The sequence below is a fragment of the Flavobacterium nitrogenifigens genome, assembly GCF_003254565.1.
Taxonomy (GTDB): Bacteria; Bacteroidota; Bacteroidia; order Flavobacteriales; family Flavobacteriaceae; genus Flavobacterium; species Flavobacterium nitrogenifigens.
This window is the reverse complement of record NZ_QJRI01000175.1, coordinates 131,727-153,461: the sequence shown is the minus strand read 5'-3', so window position 1 is coordinate 153,461 and position 21,735 is coordinate 131,727. Positions and strand designations below refer to the sequence as shown.

22 protein-coding genes are annotated in these 21,735 nt (G+C 33.5%); 13 read left to right on the top strand and 9 right to left on the bottom strand.

The features are described 5' to 3' along the window. Positions 1-159: 159 nt before the first annotated feature. The 4 genes from DM397_RS12745 to DM397_RS12730 all read left to right on the top strand — a co-directional run bounded on the left by DM397_RS12745 (position 160) and on the right by DM397_RS12730 (position 4,119). Positions 160-1,938 carry an ABC transporter ATP-binding protein gene (locus tag DM397_RS12745; RefSeq protein WP_111377898.1) on the top strand — a complete coding sequence of 593 codons (1,779 nt, stop codon included), beginning with the start codon at positions 160-162 and terminating at the stop codon, positions 1,936-1,938. Positions 1,939-2,006: 68 nt separating this feature from the next. Further along, complete coding sequence (locus tag DM397_RS12740; protein WP_008462177.1) at positions 2,007-2,375, top strand: PUR family DNA/RNA-binding protein; 369 nt, start codon at positions 2,007-2,009, stop codon at positions 2,373-2,375. A gap of 155 nt (positions 2,376-2,530) precedes the next feature. Next, positions 2,531-3,361 (top strand): alpha/beta hydrolase, encoded by an 831-nt coding sequence (locus DM397_RS12735; protein ID WP_111377897.1) that lies wholly within the window; start codon positions 2,531-2,533, stop codon positions 3,359-3,361. Between the two features lie 209 nt (positions 3,362-3,570). Next, a complete protein-coding gene (locus tag DM397_RS12730; RefSeq protein ID WP_111377896.1) occupies positions 3,571-4,119 on the top strand; it encodes an RBBP9/YdeN family alpha/beta hydrolase in 549 nt (182 codons plus the stop codon). Between the two features lie 151 nt (positions 4,120-4,270). On the opposite strand, the gene DM397_RS12725 is transcribed toward DM397_RS12730, so the two are convergent. Next, positions 4,271-4,606, bottom strand: coding sequence for a tRNA-binding protein (locus tag DM397_RS12725; protein WP_095931381.1), 336 nt, complete (start codon positions 4,604-4,606; stop codon positions 4,271-4,273). 129 nt (positions 4,607-4,735) lie between these two features. Between DM397_RS12725 and DM397_RS12720 the strand changes: the two genes are divergently transcribed. The 3 genes from DM397_RS12720 (at position 4,736) to DM397_RS12710 (ending at position 7,087) form a co-directional block, all read left to right on the top strand. Beyond that, positions 4,736-5,629 carry an alpha/beta fold hydrolase gene (locus tag DM397_RS12720; RefSeq protein WP_111377895.1) on the top strand — a complete coding sequence of 298 codons (894 nt, stop codon included), beginning with the start codon at positions 4,736-4,738 and terminating at the stop codon, positions 5,627-5,629. Between the two features lie 127 nt (positions 5,630-5,756). Continuing rightward, on the top strand, positions 5,757-6,311 hold the full coding sequence (locus tag DM397_RS12715) for a thioredoxin family protein (protein ID WP_111377992.1): 555 nt from the start codon (positions 5,757-5,759) through the stop codon (positions 6,309-6,311). Between the two features lie 380 nt (positions 6,312-6,691). Further along, the gene (locus DM397_RS12710; RefSeq protein ID WP_095931379.1) at positions 6,692-7,087 is read left to right on the top strand and encodes a GreA/GreB family elongation factor; all 396 of its coding nucleotides are present in this window, start codon (positions 6,692-6,694) and stop codon (positions 7,085-7,087) included. 105 nt (positions 7,088-7,192) lie between these two features. Here the strand turns inward: DM397_RS12710 and DM397_RS12705 are convergent, their stop codons facing one another. The 8 genes from DM397_RS12705 to DM397_RS12670 all read right to left on the bottom strand — a co-directional run bounded on the left by DM397_RS12705 (position 7,193) and on the right by DM397_RS12670 (position 13,099). Beyond that, a complete protein-coding gene (locus tag DM397_RS12705; protein WP_111377894.1) occupies positions 7,193-7,498 on the bottom strand; it encodes a cytochrome c in 306 nt (101 codons plus the stop codon). Positions 7,499-7,602: 104 nt separating this feature from the next. After that, entirely contained in the window at positions 7,603-8,535 is a 933-nt protein-coding gene (locus tag DM397_RS12700) for a peptidylprolyl isomerase (protein ID WP_111377893.1), read from the bottom strand. 42 nt (positions 8,536-8,577) lie between these two features. Then, positions 8,578-9,732: an MFS transporter gene (locus DM397_RS12695; RefSeq protein WP_239457848.1), complete on the bottom strand. Its 1,155-nt coding sequence runs from the start codon at positions 9,730-9,732 to the stop codon at positions 8,578-8,580. Between the two features lie 208 nt (positions 9,733-9,940). Beyond that, entirely contained in the window at positions 9,941-10,282 is a 342-nt protein-coding gene (locus tag DM397_RS12690) for a cupin domain-containing protein (protein ID WP_111377891.1), read from the bottom strand. An 8-nt stretch (positions 10,283-10,290) separates the two neighbouring features. Then, on the bottom strand, positions 10,291-11,199 hold the full coding sequence (locus DM397_RS12685) for a Zn-dependent protease (protein ID WP_111377890.1): 909 nt from the start codon (positions 11,197-11,199) through the stop codon (positions 10,291-10,293). 9 nt (positions 11,200-11,208) lie between these two features. After that, positions 11,209-12,081 (bottom strand): sugar phosphate isomerase/epimerase family protein, encoded by an 873-nt coding sequence (locus DM397_RS12680; protein ID WP_111377889.1) that lies wholly within the window; start codon positions 12,079-12,081, stop codon positions 11,209-11,211. A 32-nt stretch (positions 12,082-12,113) separates the two neighbouring features. Then, the gene (locus DM397_RS12675; protein WP_111377888.1) at positions 12,114-12,650 is read right to left on the bottom strand and encodes an NADPH-dependent FMN reductase; all 537 of its coding nucleotides are present in this window, start codon (positions 12,648-12,650) and stop codon (positions 12,114-12,116) included. 92 nt (positions 12,651-12,742) lie between these two features. Next, positions 12,743-13,099: a hypothetical protein gene (locus tag DM397_RS12670; protein WP_142479047.1), complete on the bottom strand. Its 357-nt coding sequence runs from the start codon at positions 13,097-13,099 to the stop codon at positions 12,743-12,745. Between the two features lie 222 nt (positions 13,100-13,321). On the opposite strand from DM397_RS12670, the gene trmD reads away from it, so the two are divergent. The 6 genes from trmD (at position 13,322) to DM397_RS12640 (ending at position 21,712) form a co-directional block, all read left to right on the top strand. Beyond that, entirely contained in the window at positions 13,322-14,002 is a 681-nt protein-coding gene (gene trmD, locus DM397_RS12665; protein WP_111377886.1) for a tRNA (guanosine(37)-N1)-methyltransferase TrmD, read from the top strand. A gap of 64 nt (positions 14,003-14,066) precedes the next feature. Continuing rightward, positions 14,067-14,882 (top strand): AraC family transcriptional regulator, encoded by an 816-nt coding sequence (locus DM397_RS12660; RefSeq protein WP_111377885.1) that lies wholly within the window; start codon positions 14,067-14,069, stop codon positions 14,880-14,882. 105 nt (positions 14,883-14,987) lie between these two features. Further along, positions 14,988-16,109, top strand: a complete 1,122-nt coding sequence (locus DM397_RS12655; protein ID WP_111377884.1) for an agmatine deiminase family protein — start codon at positions 14,988-14,990, stop codon at positions 16,107-16,109. Positions 16,110-16,337: 228 nt separating this feature from the next. After that, positions 16,338-16,688 (top strand): 50S ribosomal protein L19, encoded by a 351-nt coding sequence (gene rplS / locus DM397_RS12650; protein WP_008462155.1) that lies wholly within the window; start codon positions 16,338-16,340, stop codon positions 16,686-16,688. A 280-nt stretch (positions 16,689-16,968) separates the two neighbouring features. Continuing rightward, positions 16,969-19,188: an NADP-dependent isocitrate dehydrogenase gene (locus DM397_RS12645; RefSeq protein ID WP_111377883.1), complete on the top strand. Its 2,220-nt coding sequence runs from the start codon at positions 16,969-16,971 to the stop codon at positions 19,186-19,188. A 142-nt stretch (positions 19,189-19,330) separates the two neighbouring features. Further along, on the top strand, positions 19,331-21,712 hold the full coding sequence (locus tag DM397_RS12640; protein WP_111377882.1) for a TonB-dependent receptor: 2,382 nt from the start codon (positions 19,331-19,333) through the stop codon (positions 21,710-21,712). Positions 21,713-21,735 lie beyond the last annotated feature (23 nt).

Here is a 21,735-nt window from a genome sequence, read left to right as displayed (position 1 = left end):
CATCTCAAACATAATTAAAAAATACACATGCGCTAATTTTTTGTCTTTAAAATAACAATTTTACAATATAATTGTTTTGATTAAATCGCAAATTATTATAATTTTATTTAATAATAATTCTTAAATTCAAATCAATTCAACATCATATTTCTTAAAAAAATGAAAGAATTAAGCTATTTAAACAAATATTTCATTAAATATAAATACAGTTTTTCACTCGGTATTTTAATCACCATAATCGCACAAATATTTTCTTTATTTACTCCAAAACTGATTAGCAAGTCGTTAAACGCTATTGAGAATTTTGATAAATTATCTGCTGCAGAACAAAAATCAGAAATAGTAATTGCAACTTTTCGTCAGGATCTCATTCATAACGTGCTACTTATCATCGGAACTACTATCGTTGCTGGTTTTTTAACATTTTTAATGCGCCAGACTTTAATTGTAATGTCACGCCATATTGAATTTGATTTAAAAAATGAAGTTTTCAGACAATATGAGAATCTTTCGCAGAATTTCTACAAACAAAACAGAACTGGAGATTTAATGAACCGTATTAGCGAAGATGTTTCAAAAGTACGCATGTATGTCGGGCCAGCAGTAATGTATACTATAAATACAGCTATCCGTTTTGCTATCGTTATATTATATATGTATAATGTATCGCCGTTGCTTACCTTATATACTATACTGCCTTTACCTATTCTTTCGTATTGTATTTTTAAATTAAGTTCAGAAATTAATAAACGAAGCACCACATTCCAGCAATACCTTTCTAAAGTGTCGAGTTTTACTCAGGAAATCTTTTCTGGAATTCGAGTAATAAAAGCGTATTCTTTAGAAAATCAGCATCAAAATAATATGGTTGATTTGGCAGAAGAGAGCAAACGCAAGAGTTTAAGTCTTGCTAGAGTACAATCTTTATTTGGACCTTTAATGATTGCTCTTATCGGAATCAGTAATTTAGTCGTAATATATTTTGGAGGTGTAATGTACATTAACGGAAGCATTCCTAATATCGGAACCATTGCTGAGTTTATATTATATGTAAACATGCTGACTTGGCCGGTTGCTTCTTTAGGATGGGTTTCTTCTATGGTTCAGGAAGCAGAAGCTTCTCAAAAACGTTTGAATGAATTCTTGAAAATCGAACCAGAAATTAAAAACAACAACGAAAACACTTCAGAAATTCAAGGAAATATCTCTTTCGAAAATGTTTCTTTCACTTATGATGATACTAATATAGAAGCGTTAAAAAATGTTTCTTTTACAGTAAAAAAAGGAGAAACATTGGCCATCCTCGGAAAAACTGGCTCAGGGAAATCGACTATTCTTTCTTTGATTTCAAGATTGTATGATGTTACAGAAGGTGAAGTTAAAATTGACGGAAACGAAATCAGCACTTTAAATTTAAATGATCTCCGTAATAATATCGGAATTGTGCCTCAGGATGCTTTCTTATTTTCTGATACCATTAAAAACAATATCAAATTCGGAAATCAGAATGCAACTGACGAAGAAGTAATCAAAGCTGCTAAAAACGCTGTGGTTCATGATAACATTATTGCATTTAACAAACAGTATGACACCGTTTTAGGAGAAAGAGGAATTACACTTTCAGGCGGACAAAAACAGCGTGTTTCTATTGCACGAGCAATTATTAAAAACCCTGCAATTTTACTTTTTGACGATTGTTTGTCTGCTGTTGATACCGAAACTGAAGAAATGATTTTGAATAATTTGTTCGAAATTTCTAAAGACAAAACAACTATAATTGTGAGCCATCGAGTATCATCTGCCAAGAATGCAGATAAAATTATTATACTCGAAGATGGTAAGATAATTCAACAAGGTTCTCATAATCAATTAATAAATCAAGAAGGTTATTATGCATCGTTATATTTAAAACAACTTTCGGAAAAAGAATTACTTTAATTGTTGCGTAATAGATAATTTTTTATGATTTTTGAGTACTATTAATTCCAAAAATGATAGAACGTATTATGAGAGAAAATGACATGTTAGAAAAAGAAGAGATTTTTTCTAAAGTATTACGCGCAGGAAGAAGAACTTATTTCTTTGATGTGAGAGCTACCAAAGCTGATGATTATTATATCACGATTACAGAAAGCAAAAAATTTACTGAAGAAGATGGTTCTTTTCACTTCAAAAAACACAAAATCTATTTATACAAAGAAGATTTTAGTGCTTTCTCCGAAATATTAGAAGAAATGACTTCTTATGTTTTAAACCACAAAGGCGAAGAAGTAATCTCTGAAAGACACCAAAAAGATTTTAAAAAAGAATACAGCTCTGAAAAGACTGAAAGCCAAAGATCTAGTTTTACAGATATTGATTTTGACGATATTTAATCTAAAATCATCTACATAAAGTAGAAGTCCAATTTGTTATGCATTTTGGACTTTTTTTATATATTTATGTTTCGAGATGTGAATTGTAAAATGTGAGACGTACGATTCATGCACTTTTTACTTCAAATAATTTTACAAATTACATTTTACTTCTAATGAAAAAATTAATTATTCTCCTTAGTTTCTTCTTCTTTGGAATTTCTCTTTCTGCACAGAATATAGAATATGAAACGAAAAACAATATCCAATATTATAGTGCGGCTGTAAATAAATCTGATAAATACATCAACGAAAGATGTGTTTTGGATATTTACTATCCGAAAAACAAAACCGGATTCGCAACAATCGTTTGGTTTCACGGTGGTGGATTAACCGGCGGAAACAAAGAAATTCCAGAAGCTTTAAAAAACAAGGGTTTTGCCATTATTGGAGTAAATTACAGATTGTCGCCAAAAGCAAAAGCTGAGAAAGCTATTGAAGACGCTGCAGTAGCTGTTGCTTGGACTTTCAACAACATTACAAATTACGGAGGTGATAAATCCCTAATCTTCGTTTCTGGACATTCTGCTGGAGGATATTTAGGAATGATGATTGGTTTGGATAAAAAATATCTTCAAAAAGAAAACATTGACTCAAATCAGATTGCTGGACTTATTCCGTTTAGCGGTCAATGCATTACGCATTTTGAAATTAGAAGAGAAAACGGAATTCCCGAAAAACAGCCAACAATTGACCAATTTGCTCCTTTATACCACGTTCGTGCTGATGCTCCGCCAATGCTACTAATTACTGGAGATCGTGAACTAGAAATGCTTGGGCGTTACGAAGAAAACGCGTACATGGCCAGAATGATGAAACTGGTTGGACATACACAGACTAAATTGTACGAATTAGACGGTTACGGTCACGGAATGACAGAACCTGGTTTTCCGCTCTTAGTTAATGAAGTAAACCGAATTTTAAAAGAACACAATAAAAAACTATAAGTTTAATATAAATTAAAAAATAAAACACATCGAAACATAGTTTTAAAAAATAAGCAAAGAACAAAAAGAGAAACACATTTCTCACGCATAGCTAATGTTTACTAAACAAAGCATAGCGCCTTTTTTAGTCTATAAAATCTATATTTCTATGTGTTAAATTAATTGCGCTGAGTAAATAAAATAAATCACTAAATAAAAATTCCACGGCAATGGAGACACAACTATTAATTATACCAGGACTTGGAGATTCTGGAGAGAAACACTGGCAAACCTTTTGGCATAAAAAATTCGAAAACTCAATTCGCGTTGTCCAAGACAATTGGGACGAACCAATTCGTGAAGAATGGCTTGAGAGATTAAATGAAAACATCTTAAAACTTGACAAACCCACTATTTTAGTGGCACACAGTTTGGCAGTTTCATTGGTTTTGCATTGGGCAGAAAAATACAATAATCCGAATATTATTGGGGCTTTTTTAGTCGCTCCTGCAGATGTTGATTCACCTCAGCATACACCTGAATGCATAAGAAATTTTTCTCCAATTCCGCTTTATAAATTACCTTTTCCTTCGGTAGTAGTAGCGAGCGAAAATGATCCTTATGCTTCTTTTGAAAGAAAAAAACTCTTCGCTGAAAAATGGGGAAGCGATTTTGTAAATATTGGTCAACAAGGACACATTAACTCTGATTCTGATTTAAAGTATTGGGAAGAGGGACAGGAGATATTACAGAAGTTAATTGAAAAGATAAACCTTTAATTTAACCGCAAAGACCACAAAGAGTTACGCAAAGAGCGCAAAGCTTTATGCGAAGTTTTTACCAGTTAAAGTTCGCAAAGCTTTGCGCTATTAATTTTGTGAACTTTGCGTAAACCTTTGCGTTCTTTGCGGTTAAAACTAAGAATAAAAACTATCCAATCCTCAGTCCATTAGGAATCTTAAAATCAGGAGCCAATAAAATTACGTCTCCCTCCTCTCCTACCGCTCCTAAAACAAGGCATTCACTCATAAATTTTCCGATTTGCTTTCTTGGGAAATTTACAACTGCCACAATCTGACGATTAACTAAATCTTCTTTCTGATATCTTTTAGTAATTTGTGCAGATGATTTTCTAATTCCGATTTCTGAACCAAAATCAATTGTTAGTTGATAAGCTGGTTTTCTTGCTTCAGGAAAATCATTCACTTCTATAATTGTTCCAACGCGCATATCAGTGCGTTCAAATTCGTTCCAGGTTAAATCCATTTTTAAATTGCATTATTTACAAACCTATAAATTTTGTAATTAATGCGCCTAATTCTATAACCTTTTTCTTTTTCTTAAATCTAATTTTACGAGAAGAAAACGAAAAACACTCACGAAAAAAGATATAACATGGAACATATTGAACCAAATGCATGCATGTCAATTAAAGATTTTGAATCTAATTTAAAACAGGTTCACACAGATAAATACATAGAAACTGCTCAAAATGTAAGGCTTTATGTGAAGGATTACGGTCAAGGAAAACCAGTAATTCTAATTCACGGCTGGCCACTTTCGAATGAAATGTGGGAATATCAGATTGATCATCTAGTGCAAAACAATTGTCGTGTAATTGCCTACGACCGACGAGGCTTCGGAAAATCTTCTCAGCCTTGGGATGGTTACGATTATGATACTTTGACAGATGACCTTAAAGAAATTATCGAACAATTAGAATTAGAAGACGTAACTCTTGTCGGTTTTTCAATGGGCGGTGGCGAAGTAGTTCGTTATTTCAGTCGTCATGGCGGAAAAAATGTTATTAAAGCAGCTTTGATTTCATCAATTATTCCGTTTCTTTTAAAGACTCACGACAATCCTGACGGGCATCCGAAAGAGAAAAGCGAAAATACAGCAACGGCAATCAAAGAAGACAGAATTGGGTTTGTAGATAATTTTGGAAAAACATTTTTTGGCATCAATATTATTAACAAACCAATCAGCACTCCATTATTAGAATATTACAGAAACTTATGTTCTGTGGCTTCTCCAAGAGCTACTTTAAAATGTGCAGAATCTTTTTCTTATACTGATTTCAGGGACGAATTGGATTTCATAAAAGTTCCAACCTTGATTATTCATGGCGACGACGACAAAATTGTACCTATTGATCTTACTTCTAGAAAAGCAGCAAAATCTATTGCAAACAATACTTATATCGAATATGAAGGAGCACCACATGGTTTATTTTATACCGATAGAGAAAAACTAAATGAAGACTTATTGGAGTTTTTGAATTCATAAAAATTTAAAAAAATATCCAAAGAAGCAAGCTGAATAGGCTAACTGCTTTCTTTGGGTATTTTTTATTCTTGTGCGCTTTTATTTACAGATTTTTAAAGCTATTTTTGAGAATCAAATTTCAGATAAAATGGCACGAACAGAATCAACAATGCTTCCTTTAGGAACAATTGCTCCTGATTTTTATTTAAAAGACACCAACTCGAACAATACTTTTTCTTTTGAAGATTTAAAAGGTTCGAAAGGCACTTTGGTTATGTTCATATGCAACCATTGTCCGTTTGTGCATCATGTTATTAAAGAAATTGTAATGATTGCAAATGATTATCGCGTTCAAGGATTAGGAGTAATCTCGATTTCCAGCAATGACGTTGTTAAATACCCTGAAGACAGTCCAGAATTAATGACTGACTTTGCAATGGAAAACAAAATTGATTTTCCTTATCTGTACGATGAAAGTCAGGAAACCGCAAAAGCTTATCAGGCAGCTTGCACTCCAGACTTTTATTTATTTGATAATCAAGACAAATTATTCTATCGTGGTCAGCTAGACGATTCTCGTCCTGGCAACGGAATTCCTCTTAGCGGAAGCGATCTTAGAGGCGCAATTGATGCCTTAATCTACAACAGAAGTTTAAAAGAACCACAGAAACCAAGTTTAGGCTGTGGCATTAAATGGAAGTAAAACCTCACTAAATTCAAAAAGATTACGTATCTTTGCAACTCAATTTAATCCTCCTTATGGGAAATAAAACACCATTTACAGCTTCTATAAAGTCGTTTTGCCTAGCAAAACCGCTACCTGCTGTAATTATTTCGCATAATAAGGCCTTTATTTTTTAGGCCTCCGTCTACTTCACTTTTCTTCTTTTTGACGGAGGATTTACATCAGCTTAAACATTTCTATTATTTGACAAAAATCAGTTTTTGATCAGATATTTTTTTGTTTTTCAGATTAAACATTTCGATTCTGCCGCTTTTGAGATTCTGAAATTTTTCGTTTGTAAATTATTCTAAGGAGAAAAAAAACATTTAAAATTTTATAACAATAAATTCAATATAGATATGAAACCAACACCCACTTTCTGTAAATCAGATTATCAATTTTTAAGAGAATTGATTTTAAAAAGTAAAAACTCAACAAATACTAAAGAAGCCAATCAGCTTTCGCAAGAATTAGATCGCGCTGTAATTAGTAAAGAAAGCGAATTGGACAGTTCGGTAATTCGAATCAATTCATTTGTAACGATAGAAGATGTAAAAGCTAAGAAACAAATGAAAATTCAAATCGTTTTACCTTCTGCAGCAGATGTAAAACAATCTAAAATTTCAATTTTAGCACCTTTAAGTGTTGCTATTATTGGTTTTAAAGAAAATGACGAAGTTGATTGGGAATTACCTGCTGGAATCAAAACTTTAAAAGTAATCGCTGTAGATAATTCGGCGGTACATCATTCTTAAATTTTAAAACACCTCATTCTGTGACGGTGTTTTTTTTATATCTATTTGAAAATAAAAAAACTGTTCGATTGAACAGTTTTTTTATGCTTTTTCTCAAACTCAAAATTACAATTGCGAATCAATATAGCTGGTAATTGAAGCCATTTGAGTTTCGTCTAATTTTGCTTTTTTACCCATTTTTACTAAAATCGGTGTCCATTCTGTTTTTGTATATGCTTTCGGTTCATAAAGCTTATGACATCTAGCACAGCTGTTCTCATAGAGGCTTTTACCTGCTGCCAATTCAGGTGTTAATTCTTTTGCTTTAATTTCCTTCTCAGCAGGAGCAGTTTCTGCAACAGCCGTTTTTTTTGTGCCACATGCCGCTGCAAACAACATGATAGCCATTAAACTTAAAATCGTTTTTTTCATTTCTTGGTTTTGTATTTTTTTAATTCAAGTAAATATAAAAAAATCCCATACGCCACGGCGCATGGGATTATTATTTAAAACAATACTAAATTGCTTTTAAACTCTTATTTTACGTCCATTAATTCAACGTCGAAAATTAAAACAGCGTTTGGTGGAATAACTCCTCCAGCACCAGACGGACCGTAAGCTAAATCAGATGGAATTACAAAACGAGCTTTGTCTCCAACTTGCAATAAAGCAATACCTTCGTCCCATCCTTCGATAACTTGTCCAATTCCTAATTTGAATTCGATTGGTTTTTTACGTGGGTAAGAAGAATCAAATACTTTTCCGTTTTCTAAAGATCCTTCGTAATGAACAGAAACTGTTTTTCCAGCTTCAGCTTTTTTACCTTCACCTTTTTGAATCATTTTATAACGTAAACCGCTTTCTGTTCTATCAAAACCAGCAGCTAATTGTTCCATTTTTGCTTCAGATTCCGCTTTTAAAGCTGCTTCTCTTTTAAGACGAGCACCTTTTAAACCAATGAACGCTTCAATTGCATTCCATTTTTGAGCTTCTTCTCCAACTCTGATAATTTCAACAGACTCTAAATTGTCACCTTGAGCAACAGCATCAACAACGTCTTGTCCTTCAACAACGTGTCCAAAAACACTGTGTTTGTTATCTAACCAAGGAGTTGGAACGTGAGTAATGAAAAATTGAGAACCATTACTTCCAGGACCAGAGTTTGCCATAGACAAAACTCCTGGACGATCGTGTTTTAAGCTTGGGTGAAATTCGTCATCAAATTTGTAACCTGGATCTCCAGTTCCAGTTCCTTTTGGACAACCACCTTGAATCATGAAATCTGCAATTACTCTATGGAAAGTTAATCCGTCATAGAATTTTTGTCCTTGAGGTTTCACTTTATTTTCCATATTTCCTTCTGCAAGAGCAACAAAGTTTCCTACAGTTCCCGGTGTTAAATCATGTGTCAATTTTACTAAAATTGAACCTTTGCTAGTATTGAATTTAGCGTATATTCCGTTTTCCATTGTTGTTATTTTTTTATTGAACGCAAATTTACAATTAATTTCTTAATCAATTTGTGCTTTCTGTCTTTTAGATTTTGATTTATAAGTAAGCCCATAAATGGTTAATGATAGCAACGATAAGACCATACAGCCAATTGTTACTGCCGGCCATCCGCCCATTTTCCATAATAACAAACCATATGCAGATCCCCCTGCTGTTCCTAAAAATGTCAGCGACATAAATACGGTATTCAATCTGTTTCTTGCTTCTGGCAATAACGAATAAACTCTAGTTTGATTAGAAATGTGAACCCCTTGAATTCCGATATCAATAAACACAATTCCGATTGCGATTCCGATTACACTTTCTATTGAAAAATAAAAAATCAAAAAGCTGATTAAAACCAATAAAATACCATAACCAACTGCAATTCTAGAGTTCCCTTTATCTCCCAATTTCCCTACTAAAGGTGCTGCTAAAGCTCCAGATGCACCAACAATTCCGAATAAACCAATTGTTGCACTATTAAAATCGAATGGCTTGCCAGAAAGCAAAAGCACCATTGTGGTCCAAAAAGCTCCAAACTGAGCAAAACTGAAAACATTGATTGCTGTTGCTTCGCGCAAAACGGGTTGTGTTTTTATAAGCGTAAACAGTGACTGGATCAGTTGTCCGTAAGTTCCTTGAAATTGTGGTTTGTTCTGTGGAAATTTGCTCTGAATTACAAAAAAGATCAAAAGACAGATTCCGGCAGCGATATAAAACATGGATCTCCAACCTAACACTTGACCAATAAAACCGCTTAAAGTTCGCGAAAGCAAAATTCCGACTAAAAGTCCGCTCATAATAGTTCCAACAACTTTCCCTCTTTGTTCGGGCGCGCTCAAAGAAGCGGCCAAAGGCAATATAAGCTGCGGTACTATTGAAGTGATTCCGATAAGTAGGGAAGCAATTTGTAAAACAAGAAAACTTTTGGCTGTTGCCGCAATTAATAAGGCAATTACAGTAGCAAAAGTAGTCATCAAAATTTGCCTTTTTCGTTCTATTTTATCGCCAAGCGGCACCATAAAAAACAATCCGATAGCGTAACCCGCCTGAGTAAGATAGGTTATCGTTCCGGCACTCTCTTCTGGAATTTTAAATTCGTTGGCAATTAAAACAATCAAAGGCTGGCAGTAATAAAGATTTGCGACTATAAGACCAGTGCAAACTGCCATAAACAGTACATTAGTTTTAGATAAATTCATGCTGCAAAAATACCACCTATATTTAAGCTAAACTATAATTTAAGTTTTTTTTAAAATTAAATCTACGTAGATCCGCGTTTTCGCGATAGCAAATCCGTCTAATCCGTGTCTGTTTTTAGAACGTGGATAATGCAGATTCGCTATCGCGAAAACGCAGATTTTTACTGATTTTTTATTTTTAATATTGTAAAAAATCTTCTCGTGCAGGACTGAAAACATCTGTCAACATACCTGTTTCCAAACATACAACTCCATGAACAGCGTGAGGCGGAATATAAAAACTATCGCCTTCTTTTAGAGTCTGGGTTACACCACTGATTGTGACATCAAATTTTCCGCTTGCAATGTATGTAACTTGAGAATGATAATGGTCGTGTAAAGTACCGATTCCACCTTTCTCAAAATGAACGTTTACCAACATTACTCTTTCGTCAAAAGCTAAAATTTTGCGTTTTATTCCTTCTCCTACCACTTCCCACTCGATTTCATCTCCTTTTATAAATTCTTTACTTGTTGCCATTTTCCACTTTATTCTTTAATTGATTTAAAATCTTTTTCCATTAGCATTAATCCTTCATCCAGATTATTTTCTTTAAAGTATTCTTTAAGTTCTTTCAATCGTTTTACGTTATCATAATTAAATCCCGAATTTAATTTTCTTTGACAGAGAGAACACAATCTAATAGAATGCGAATCTGTTTCTATCATACTATTGGTTCCATTCATAACGCAACTGGCTTCAATACAATGATACAAACCAAACATGTGACCTATTTCGTGAGAACAAATTTTCAGCAATCGTTCTAAACCTAAATTAAAATCGGCTTCTTTTTGCATTCTATACATCGAACTGACTGCAATTTTATCTCTATATGATGCCAATCCAAAAACATAATTCCATTCGGGTTTTGGATACAGATCTTTTTCAGTTATTGCCATTAAAGCAATTCTTTTACTAGGATTTTCTTCTTTTAAAACATCGGTTAAAATACATCCCGCTAAAAACTGTTCTTGCCCAACGTCTCCCATTCGTCTGGCATGATTCGGAATAATATCATTTGAAACACTCCCTAAAACCTTGGTTTCCAACTGGAAAAATATTTGCAGATACTGACGTACTAATTCAATTTGTTTTATTTGCATTAAATTAAATTTTCCAATAGGCTGCAAATAAATAATATTTTCTTCTTTGGTCGGAACAACATGTTTAGTTCTAACAAATTGTTCGAAACTTTGTCCTTTTTCTTTATGAGAGAACAACCAATCGCCATAGGCGGGTTTCCCAAGTTTAACATCATTAACTTTAATATCTACAAAATAAGGTTGAGGCGGTAAAATTTGCTGTGGAACCGACTGTATCTTTAAATTTGTCTTTTCTTTTTTATCAGATTGACAAGACAAAAGAATTATAAATACCAATAAAAGAAGTTTCTTCATAAACAGAAATTAGACTAAACTTTTCGAAATAAAATCATAGCTCATTTTTATCGATTCAAAAGAATTTGAAGCAAAATTATTTTCTTGTTCTACAAAAAAATGAACCATTCCTGATTGTTTTGCTGCCACGAAGAAAGGTTTAAAATCGATTATTCCAGAACCCACTTCAGTATTTAAATCATTATTTTTCTTGTCTTTATCTTTTACATGCCACATTTTGAAACGGCCTGGATTTTCTTTGAAAAGTTTTAATGGATCGTTTCCAGAATGAATTACCCAATACAAATCCAATTCAAAATAAACCAAATCTTTGTCGGTTTCCTTTAATAAAATTTCGTAGCCCGTAACGCCATCATGTTTTTTAAACTCAAAATCATGATTATGATAAGCCAATTTCAAACCTGCTTTTTTACACATTTTTGCAGCTTCGTTTACTCGGGAAGCAATCTTTTTATAATCTTCTATATTTCTTCTAAAAGGTTCATCGACCCACGGAATAGTCAAAAATTCACTTTTAAGAATCTTTGCGGCTTCAATAGAAGCGACTAATTCTGTAGTATTTCCGTCATATAAGAAACTTCCAAGATTGTAATGCCCGCTAACTGCTTTTAGTCCATTATCATCTAAAATCTTTTTTAATTCTTGAGGCGTTAATCCCCAAAACTGATCTTTGATTGAAAAACCGTATGTCTCGACAGTGGTATAACCTGCTTTTGCTACTTTTTCTAAAGTTCCTTTTACATCTTTAGGAAGTTCATCGCGAAGCGTATACAGCTGTAAACCTATTTCTTTTTTATTCATAGAAAGTGCAAATGATGGTGAAGCCAAAACTGCAGTTGCAGCAAGACCTGTGGTTACGATAAAGTTTCTTCTGCTAATCATTTTAATGATTTAAATTTCAGAAAGTAAATATATTATAAAAATTGATTCTTAAAGTTTTCTGCAAAATTTTGAAGTGCTTTTGTAGTTTCTTCCGAAACGATTTCTCCTTCAGCGTTAACTTTTCCGCGCACTCCTTGAATCAGAAGCTGCGTTGTGTCATCAAACTTAGCCTCGATTGTTTTCATTACCAATAAAAGTTGTTCGTGTCCCATTTCGCCAGACGCGGAAGCTGTAATAAGACCCGTTTTTTTGTTTGAAAAGATAGTTGTTGAAACGCACCACTCTAATGCATTTTTTAAACTTCCGGGAAGACTGAACACATATTCAGGTGTGCAGATGATAATGCCATCGGCATTTATAATTTTATTTCTAAATGAAGTGATTTCTTGCGGAGGATTATCTGTATCTAAATCTGGATTAAAATGCGGAAGACGCTCTAAATCTTCAAAAATTTCCACTTCAAAAGCGGGGTTCAAGTAATTTGAAATGTATTTTAGAATTTTGAAGTTACTGGAGTTATTTCTGGTGCTGCCAGATATAGCAAGGATTTTTATTTTAGATGAAGTCATTAAAATTTAGGATAAATAGTATTTTTAAATGGATACTTAAAAATACTATTTATTTTAGAGATAAAAATCTCACCTAAAAAAATAAAGTTAATTTATTTTACCCTCTGAGCATTCAAACCTACAACTTTTTCAAAATCAACTTCTTGAGGCGGAAACTTTTGATTTTCATTACGCCATGAAAAAATTTTCCCTTCTTTATTTACATACATATAACTGTATCTCCAGTAATATGGGCCTGCAATACCAGAATCATCTTTATCAGTAAAAATCTGATCTGCGTAAAGAAACACTTCGTTATCTTGATCATATTTGAATATTCTAACTGGAAATCCCCAGTCCTTCACAAGTTTTTGCTTAGATTCGCCTATCCATTTATCATGAGCTTTACTTGCATTTGAACAAGAGCTCATCAATGCAAAAAATGCCATTAAAAGCAAAGTTTTTTTCATAAGTTGATACTTTATATTTTTTTTGGGTTTAAGTCGCTGCAAACTTAATTGAATTTCAACAAAATGACCTTTCCGAAATCTTAACATTACATTAATTTTGATCAAATCATTATATTTAATTAGGATAAATCATACGTATTAAAATAGTACATAGACAAATCTTTAGAAATTGACAAGTTTTAACTTCGTATCTTTGTCAGCAAGAAAACTCATTGAATAGAAATGCGAATTGACATTATTACTCTTTTACCTGAATTATTAAAAAGTCCGTTTGAGGCTTCCATTATGAAACGCGCCATCGATAAAGGTTTGGTCGAAGTGCATTTTCACAACCTTCGCGATTATAGCACCAACAGACAGAAAAGTGTAGATGATTATCCTTTTGGCGGAGGTGCGGGAATGGTAATGACAATTCAGCCTATAGATGACTGCATTACACATTTGAAAAGCCAACGCGAATACGATGAAGTAATTTATATGTCGCCTGACGGTGAAACTTTAAACCAAAAAATGGCTAATAAAATGTCGATGTATGAAAACATTATCATTTTATGCGGACATTATAAAGGTGTTGATCAAAGAGTTAGAGATCATTTCATCACAAAAGAAATCTCAATTGGAGATTATGTTTTATCAGGAGGAGAATTGGGAGCCATAGTCTTATCTGATGCCTTAATCCGATTAATTCCAGGTGTTTTAAGTGACGAAACCTCAGCATTAACAGATAGTTTTCAGGACAATTTATTATCAGGTCCAATTTACACAAGGCCTGCAGACTATAAAGGATGGAAAGTTCCTGAAGTTCTAACAAGTGGACATGCGGCCAAAATAGACAAATGGCGTGAAGATAAAGCGTACGAACATACTAAAAATAGACGTCCAGATTTACTAGAAGGACACTAAAAAAGTGGTCAGTTTTCAGTCGCAGTATTCAGCCCGATAAAACTGAGACTGAAAACTAAAAAAAATGAATCTAAAACGAATTTATAATACTCGCAATTATATTGAGACAAATTACAATCAAATTATCTCAATAAATGCTCTTGAAGATATCTCTAGCTATTCTTATAGAAATTTACAACGTGTTTTTTATTCTTTGTTTCAAGAAACTATTGGCGCTTATCAGACTCGTCTGAAAGTCGAAAATGGACATAAAAAGCTTTTATATTCTAATAAACAAATTTCTGATATTGCACTTGAAGTGGGCTTTGCAGATGTACAATCTTTTTCTAAAGCTTTCAAAAAACACTTTAATTGTCCGCCTTCTGCGGCACGAAATCAAAAAGAATTTCTGTTAAATGATTTTCATCCAAAAGAATTTATTGCTTGCATTTCAGAACCAGAAATTGTTTTTGTTCCCGAAATAACGGCATATTATTCCAGTTGCAAAACCTCATACATTAATCCCGAAATAGAAACGCTTTGGGATTCTTTATTGGAAAATGAAATTACCGAACCCATTTCAGATTACTTTGGCATTATTACAGACGATATTATAATTACCGAAAAATCAAAATGCACGTATGAAGCCTGCATCGTTACCGAAGCTATTATCAAAAATCTTCCAATAAAAAAGCTTTTTGGAAGCAAATATGCCCGTTTTTTTCATCACGGAAGTTACGAAACGCTGGAAGACACTTATCAGCAAATTTTTGGCGGATGGTTTCTTCGTAATGATTTTGAAATATCTCATTTACCAGTTATTGAACAATACATAAAAAACGATTCAAATAGCAATACACCAGCAGATTATCTTACCGCTATTTATATTCCTCTTATTTAAATTGTCCATTTTGGACAACTTCTCAATTACTATTTAGAAATAAATTTGTCCCGTCAAGTTATCGGTACAAAAAGGCACTAAATATTTAAAAACAAATCAACTAAGATGAAAAAACTTTTTTTTACATTATTATTAATTCCTCTAATCTCTTCTTGTCAAGGGGATGAAATGAATACAATTATAGATAAAATAGAAAATACCGAAGTTATGTATACTATGCCAGAAGAATCGGCTCCACATGAAGGAACTTGGCTTCAATGGCCACATCAATATCAATATGGAACTGATTACAGAAACGATTTAGACGCAACTTGGATTGCCATGACTAAATCACTAATAACAAGTGAAAAAGTTTTTATTGTCGCTTATGACTCTACTGAAAAAAACAGAATTGAAGCTTTATTGCAAGAATCAGGAATTTCACTATCTTCTATTGAATTTAAAATTTATAAAACCGATGATGTTTGGGTAAGAGATAATGGGCCAATTTATGTAAAAGACAAAAACAATCAATTGGTTATTCAAGATTGGGGATTTAATGGTTGGGGCAAAAAAGCAGCTTTTCAAAATTGCGACATGATTCCTTCCCAAATCGCTTCAGATCAAAAAATTTCGATTGTAGATTTAAACAAAACAATGATTAATGAAGGAGGAGCTGTAGAAATAGACGGAAACGGTACTTTAATGGCTACCAAAAGTTCAATATTAAATTCCAATCGAAACCCTTCAATGACGCAAGAGCAAGCCGAAGCAAATTTTAAAAAATACCTTGGAACGACTCATTTTATTTGGCTAGACGGCAAAGCAGGAAGGGAAATTACCGATATGCATATTGATGGTTTTGCCCGTTTTGGCAATAAAAACACCATTGTAACCATGAATGAAAATGATTTATTGTATTGGGAAGTTCCTCAAAATGATATTAGTACTTTATACAATTCGAAAGATAAAAACGGCAAAAATTATACTTTCTTAAAATTGCCATTGTCTAAAAATAATGTTGTAACAACTTACGGTAAAAACTTAGGCTATAAAGGTCCTTATGTAAACTTTTATATTGGAAACACTGTTGTTCTGGTTCCAAATTATAATGATCCCAATGACGTTGTGGCCAATCAGCTGATTCAAAGTTTGTACCCTACCCGAAAAGTAATTGGCATTGATGTTCGTAATTTATATGCAAACGGAGGGATGATTCATTGCGTTACACAGCAACAGCCGAAGTAAGATTTTAGTTTTCAGTCTCAGTGTTCAGTAACTGAGACTGAGACTGAAAACTGAGACTATTACTTAACCTAAACCACAATATAAAAACCTTTTTATCAACAAGTTAAAATAATTTACAATTTATAATTCATAATTTATAATTATTTTTTACATTTGCACCCGAATTTGACCAACCTCTGGCGAGATCCGTGAATGTTGTTCTAATATAAAACCATAATTTAAATTATCATGGCAGATTTATTAAAATTCGTTCAAGACGAATTCGTTGCTAAAAAAGATTTCCCAGATTTCGGAGCTGGAGACACAATCACTGTTTTCTACGAAATTAAAGAGGGTGAAAAAACAAGAACTCAGTTCTTTAAAGGAGTTGTGATTCAAAGAAGAGGTTCTGGTGTTACAGAAACTTTTACTATCCGTAAAATGTCTGGATCTGTTGGTGTAGAGCGTATCTTCCCAGTAAACTTACCAGCTTTACAAAAAATCGAAGTTAACAAGAAAGGTGCTGTACGTAGAGCTAGAATTTTCTACTTCAGACAACTTACTGGTAAAAAAGCTAAGATTAAAGATAAAAGAAGATAATCATTTATCAAAATGTTATAAAAAACTCGTTTCATACTGCTTGAAACGAGTTTTTTTTATGTTCTATTTTCATCACTATCAAAACTGTAATTTTTTAATACCAAAATCATCGATTTAGCAATTTAAAGAGCTCGAAATAACAATCTGTTAATTTCATCATTTCTCTTCAAAACTCAACCGATTTCGTTGTGATTTTATTATATTTGCTCCGCTCATTTTGAGCCGAATATATCTTTTACATCGTTAACTCCTGACGATACGATTATAAAAAAAAAAGAAAATGAATAAATCAAAAATTTTTTACACCTTAACTGATGAGGCGCCTCTATTGGCAACGTACTCTTTGTTACCAATTGTTCAAGCTTTTACAGCAACAGCTGGAATTGAAATCGAAACCAGAGATATTTCGCTGGCAGGAAGAATTTTATCAAACTTCCCAGATTCTTTGACAGATGCTCAAAAAACTGGAGATGCATTGGCAGAATTAGGCCAATTAGCAACTCAGCCAGAAGCAAACATTATCAAATTACCAAACATTTCAGCATCTGTACCGCAATTAAAAGCGGCTATTGCTGAATTACAATCGCACGGATACAACGTACCAAATTTCCCAGAAGATCCACAAAACGATGCTGAAAAGGAAATTAAAGCAAAATATGCAAAAGTTTTAGGTTCTGCTGTAAACCCAGTTTTACGTGAAGGAAACTCTGACCGTAGAGCTCCAAGAGCAGTTAAAAACTTTGCAAAAGCAAATCCGCACTCAATGGGTGCTTGGTCTGCTGACTCAAAAACTAAAGTGGCTTCTATGTCAAGCGGTGATTTTTACGGAAGTGAAAAATCATTAACTGTAAACGAAGCAAACGATGTAAAAATCGAATTTGTTGCTAAAGACGGAACTACAACTGTTCTTAAAGCAAGCACTCCTTTAAAAGCTGGTGAAATTATTGATAGCTCTGTTTTAAGCGTAAGCAAATTGAAAGCTTTTGCTGCTGATGTTATCGCTGAAGCTAAAGCTGCAGGAGTTTTACTTTCTGTGCACTTAAAAGCTACAATGATGAAAGTTTCTGACCCAATTATCTTTGGTGCTATCGTTGAAGTATATTTTGCAGATGTTTTCAAAAAATACGCTTCTTTATTTGCTGAATTAAACGTTGACACAAGAAACGGTTTAGGTGATATCTACGCTAAAATTGCTGGAAGACCTGAGCAGGCAGAAGTTGAAGCTGCTATCGATCAGGCAATCGCAAACGGACCAGCTCTTGCAATGGTTAATTCTGATAAAGGAATTACAAACTTACATGTTCCATCTGACGTAATTGTTGATGCTTCTATGCCAGCAATGATCCGTACTTCTGGACAAATGTGGAACAAAAAAGGAAAAGCACAAGATACATTTGCTGTTATTCCAGACCGTTCTTACGCTGGAGTTTATACTGCAACTATCGATTTCTGTAAAAAACACGGTGCTTTTGATCCAAAAACAATGGGAAGTGTTCCTAACGTTGGATTAATGGCTCAAAAAGCTGAAGAATACGGATCTCACGACAAAACTTTCCAAATTAAAGGTGATGGTGTTGTTCGTGTTGTTGATGCAAACGGAAATGTTTTAATGGAGCAAAACGTTGAAGCTAATGACATTTTCAGAATGTGTCAGGCAAAAGACGCTCCTATTCAGGACTGGGTTAAATTGGCTGTAAACAGAGCTCGTTTATCTAGTACTCCTGCTGTTTTCTGGTTAGACGAAAATAGAGCACACGATAGAGAATTGATCGTAAAAGTTCAAAAATACCTTAAAGACTACGATACTACAAACTTAGATATCCGTATTTTAAACCCAGTTGCTGCAACTGAATTTACTCTAGACAGAATCATCAAAGGTTTAGATACTATTTCTGTAACTGGAAACGTTTTACGTGACTACTTAACAGATTTATTCCCAATCTTAGAATTAGGAACTTCTGCAAAAATGCTTTCTATCGTTCCTTTAATGAATGGTGGTGGATTGTTCGAAACTGGTGCTGGAGGTTCTGCGCCTAAACATGTTGAGCAATTTACAGAAGAAGGATACTTACGTTGGGATTCATTAGGAGAGTTTTTAGCTCTTGGCGCTTCTTTAGAGCATTTAGGACAAACTTTAGACAATTCTAAAGCAATTGTTTTATCTGAAACTTTAGACCAAGCAAACGATAAATTCTTAGCAAATGATAAATCTCCAGCTCGTAAAGTTGGTCAGATTGACAACAGAGGTTCTCACTTCTATTTAGCATTCTATTGGGCTCAAGCTTTGGCTGCTCAAACTAAAGATGCTGAATTAAAAGCTATCTTTACTCCAATTGCTGCTGAATTTGAAGCTAACGAAGCTAAAATTGATGCAGAATTAATTGGTGCTCAAGGTAAACCTCAGAACATTGGAGGCTACTACCAGCCAACACCAGAATTGGTAAGCAAAGCAATGCGTCCAAGTGAAACATTCAACGCTATTGTTGCTAAAATCAAATAATTCAAAATACATCTGTATTTTTAGATAATCAAAAAGGACAACTCGCAAGGTTGTCCTTTTTTTATCTTAACTTATGTTTAACAAAAATTCCGTAAGAATATGTAGTAAGAATTTGTTAACTATGTAAATCAAAATCAATATAATGATTACAAAAAATACCTGCACATTTTTTCTTTTTATTCTTACGATTTTAACCTCATTTGCGCAGGAAAAATTCACTCTAAGCGGAACTATTACTGACAGCCGAAATAACGAAACTCTAATTGGAGTTGCTATTTATATTCCATCACTAAAAATTGGAACCACAACAAACGAATACGGATTTTACTCGCTTTCTGTTCCTAAAGGAGAATATGAAATTGAAATCAGTTATACCGGTTATCAAACCATTCAAAAAACCATTATTTTAAATCAGAATTCAAAAAGCAATTTCTCGATTAAAGAAGGTGGCGAAGAGCTTCAAGAAGTCATTATTACAGAAAACAAAGGTAAGACAAACATCAAATCGCCAGAAATGAGCGTAAATAAACTCTCTATTTCAACCATAAAAAAAATGCCTGTGGTTCTAGGAGAAGTCGATGTTATAAAATCGATTTTATTGCTCCCGGGCGTAACCAATGCAGGCGAAGGTGCTTCAGGATTTAATGTCCGAGGAGGCGGTGCCGATCAGAATTTGATTCTTTTGGACGAAGCCACAATTTTTAATTCTTCTCACGTCTTCGGATTCTTTTCTGTTTTTAATCCCGATGCCATTAAAGATCTTAAATTGTATAAAGGTGGAATTCCTGCACGCTACGGTGGCAGAGCGTCTTCGGTTTTAGAAATCTATCAAAAAGACGGAAGCAGTAAAGGTTTTCATATGAATGGCGGAATTGGCTTAATATCAAGCCGTCTGCTTGCTGAAGGTCCGATTGCAAAAGACAAAGGTTCTTTTTTAATTGGAGGAAGAGCTTCTTACGCACACCTTTTTTTAAAACTCTCAGAAGATAATAAAAATAATTCAGCCTATTTTTACGACTTAAACACCAAATTAAGCTATAAACTCAACGATAATAACAGTCTTTATTTATCAGGTTATTTTGGGCGCGATGTTTTCAGATTAAATAAAAGCTTCACTAACACTTACGGAAATTCTACTTTAAATTTCAGATGGAACCATTTGTATTCTGATAAATTATTCTCCAATCTTTCTTTAATTTACAGCGATTATTATTATGGTTTAGACCTTGATTTTGTTGGATTCAACTGGGATTCTGGCATTAAAAACTATAATATCAAATATGATTTCAAACATTATCTTTCAGATAAATTAAAACTGAATTATGGCGTAAACGGAATCTATTATCAATTTAACCCTGGAACAATTAAACCAACTGGCGAAGATTCAGGAATCAATCCGGATCAATTGGATAAAAAGTATGCTTTTGAACCTTCGGTTTATTTGGATGCAGAAAGTCGGCTTTCTAAAAAAATTACTGTCGCATACGGATTACGATACAGCTTATTTTATAGATTAGGCGCTTCTACTATTAATTATTATGATAATAATCAAGCAGTTGTTTTCAATAGTAATATGCAGATTTACGAAAAAGGAACACCAACTTCAACGCAGTATTTTGGTAAAAATAAAGTCATTCAAAGTTATGGTAATCTTGAGCCTCGTTTTTCTATTTCTTATCAATTAAATGATGATCAATCTATAAAAGCGAGTTATAATAGAATGGCTCAATATCTTCAGTTAATTTCAAACACTTCCTCTCCTACCCCTTTAGATGTTTGGATGCCGAGTGACAATTATATAAAACCTCAGCTTGCAGATCAGGTGGCTTTGGGTTATTTTAGAAATATGTATAATAATGCCTATTCCGTAGAAGTAGAAACGTACTATAAGAAAATACAAAATAGGTTAGATTATATAGATGGAGCCGATTTAATAGCTAACAACGCAATCGAACAAGTCATTCTAAATGGCCATATGCGTTCGTATGGTTTAGAGCTAATGATTAAGAAAAACAAGGGCAAATTCAACGGATGGATTTCGTACACGATTTCCAAATCAGAACAACAGACACCCGGAAGAACTCCCGAAGAAACAGGAATTAATAATGGTCAGTGGTATGCTTCTGCTTATGATAAGACACATAATCTTGCCATTACATCTGCTTACAACTTAAACGAGAAATGGTCTTTTGGTGCTAACTTTACTTTACAATCAGGACAGCCAGTTAGTTATCCTAATGGCCAATATGAATATTTAGGAATTACGGTGCCAAGTTATGGTTTAAGAAATGAAAATAGACTTCCTGCCTATCATCATTTAGATATTTCTGCAACCTTAACTCCGAGCAAAAACAAAGATCGAAATTGGAAAGGCGAATGGGTTTTCAGCATTTACAATTTGTACAATCGTATGAATGCTGCCTCAATTAATTTTCGCCAAAATACAGATACAGGTATGAATGAAGCCATTAAAACTTCTATCTTCGGGATTGTCCCTGCAGTGAGTTATAATTTCAAATTCTAAAAAATCAGTTTAAAAACTAGAAA

Bases quoted from the DNA above. Each gene is read 5' to 3' on its own strand.
- DM397_RS12675 (WP_111377888.1), bottom strand. From the start codon at position 12,650: ATGACTTCATCTAAAATAAAAATCCTTGCTATATCTGGCAGCACCAGA.
- DM397_RS12645 (WP_111377883.1), top strand. From the start codon at position 16,969: ATGAATAAATCAAAAATTTTTTACACCTTAACTGATGAGGCGCCTCTA.
- DM397_RS12720 (WP_111377895.1), top strand. From the start codon at position 4,736: ATGGAACATATTGAACCAAATGCATGCATGTCAATTAAAGATTTTGAA.
- rplS (WP_008462155.1), top strand. From the start codon at position 16,338: ATGGCAGATTTATTAAAATTCGTTCAAGACGAATTCGTTGCTAAAAAA.
- DM397_RS12725 (WP_095931381.1), bottom strand. From the start codon at position 4,606: ATGGATTTAACCTGGAACGAATTTGAACGCACTGATATGCGCGTTGGA.
- DM397_RS12670 (WP_142479047.1), bottom strand. From the start codon at position 13,099: ATGAAAAAAACTTTGCTTTTAATGGCATTTTTTGCATTGATGAGCTCT.
- DM397_RS12680 (WP_111377889.1), bottom strand. From the start codon at position 12,081: ATGATTAGCAGAAGAAACTTTATCGTAACCACAGGTCTTGCTGCAACT.
- DM397_RS12685 (WP_111377890.1), bottom strand. From the start codon at position 11,199: ATGAAGAAACTTCTTTTATTGGTATTTATAATTCTTTTGTCTTGTCAA.
- DM397_RS12715 (WP_111377992.1), top strand. From the start codon at position 5,757: ATGGCACGAACAGAATCAACAATGCTTCCTTTAGGAACAATTGCTCCT.
- DM397_RS12740 (WP_008462177.1), top strand. From the start codon at position 2,007: ATGAGAGAAAATGACATGTTAGAAAAAGAAGAGATTTTTTCTAAAGTA.
- DM397_RS12655 (WP_111377884.1), top strand. From the start codon at position 14,988: ATGAAAAAACTTTTTTTTACATTATTATTAATTCCTCTAATCTCTTCT.
- DM397_RS12640 (WP_111377882.1), top strand. From the start codon at position 19,331: ATGATTACAAAAAATACCTGCACATTTTTTCTTTTTATTCTTACGATT.
- DM397_RS12710 (WP_095931379.1), top strand. From the start codon at position 6,692: ATGAAACCAACACCCACTTTCTGTAAATCAGATTATCAATTTTTAAGA.
- DM397_RS12690 (WP_111377891.1), bottom strand. From the start codon at position 10,282: ATGGCAACAAGTAAAGAATTTATAAAAGGAGATGAAATCGAGTGGGAA.
- DM397_RS12695 (WP_239457848.1), bottom strand. From the start codon at position 9,732: ATGGCAGTTTGCACTGGTCTTATAGTCGCAAATCTTTATTACTGCCAG.
- DM397_RS12705 (WP_111377894.1), bottom strand. From the start codon at position 7,498: ATGAAAAAAACGATTTTAAGTTTAATGGCTATCATGTTGTTTGCAGCG.
- DM397_RS12700 (WP_111377893.1), bottom strand. From the start codon at position 8,535: ATGGAAAACGGAATATACGCTAAATTCAATACTAGCAAAGGTTCAATT.
- DM397_RS12730 (WP_111377896.1), top strand. From the start codon at position 3,571: ATGGAGACACAACTATTAATTATACCAGGACTTGGAGATTCTGGAGAG.
- DM397_RS12660 (WP_111377885.1), top strand. From the start codon at position 14,067: ATGAATCTAAAACGAATTTATAATACTCGCAATTATATTGAGACAAAT.
- DM397_RS12735 (WP_111377897.1), top strand. From the start codon at position 2,531: ATGAAAAAATTAATTATTCTCCTTAGTTTCTTCTTCTTTGGAATTTCT.
- DM397_RS12745 (WP_111377898.1), top strand. From the start codon at position 160: ATGAAAGAATTAAGCTATTTAAACAAATATTTCATTAAATATAAATAC.
- trmD (WP_111377886.1), top strand. From the start codon at position 13,322: ATGCGAATTGACATTATTACTCTTTTACCTGAATTATTAAAAAGTCCG.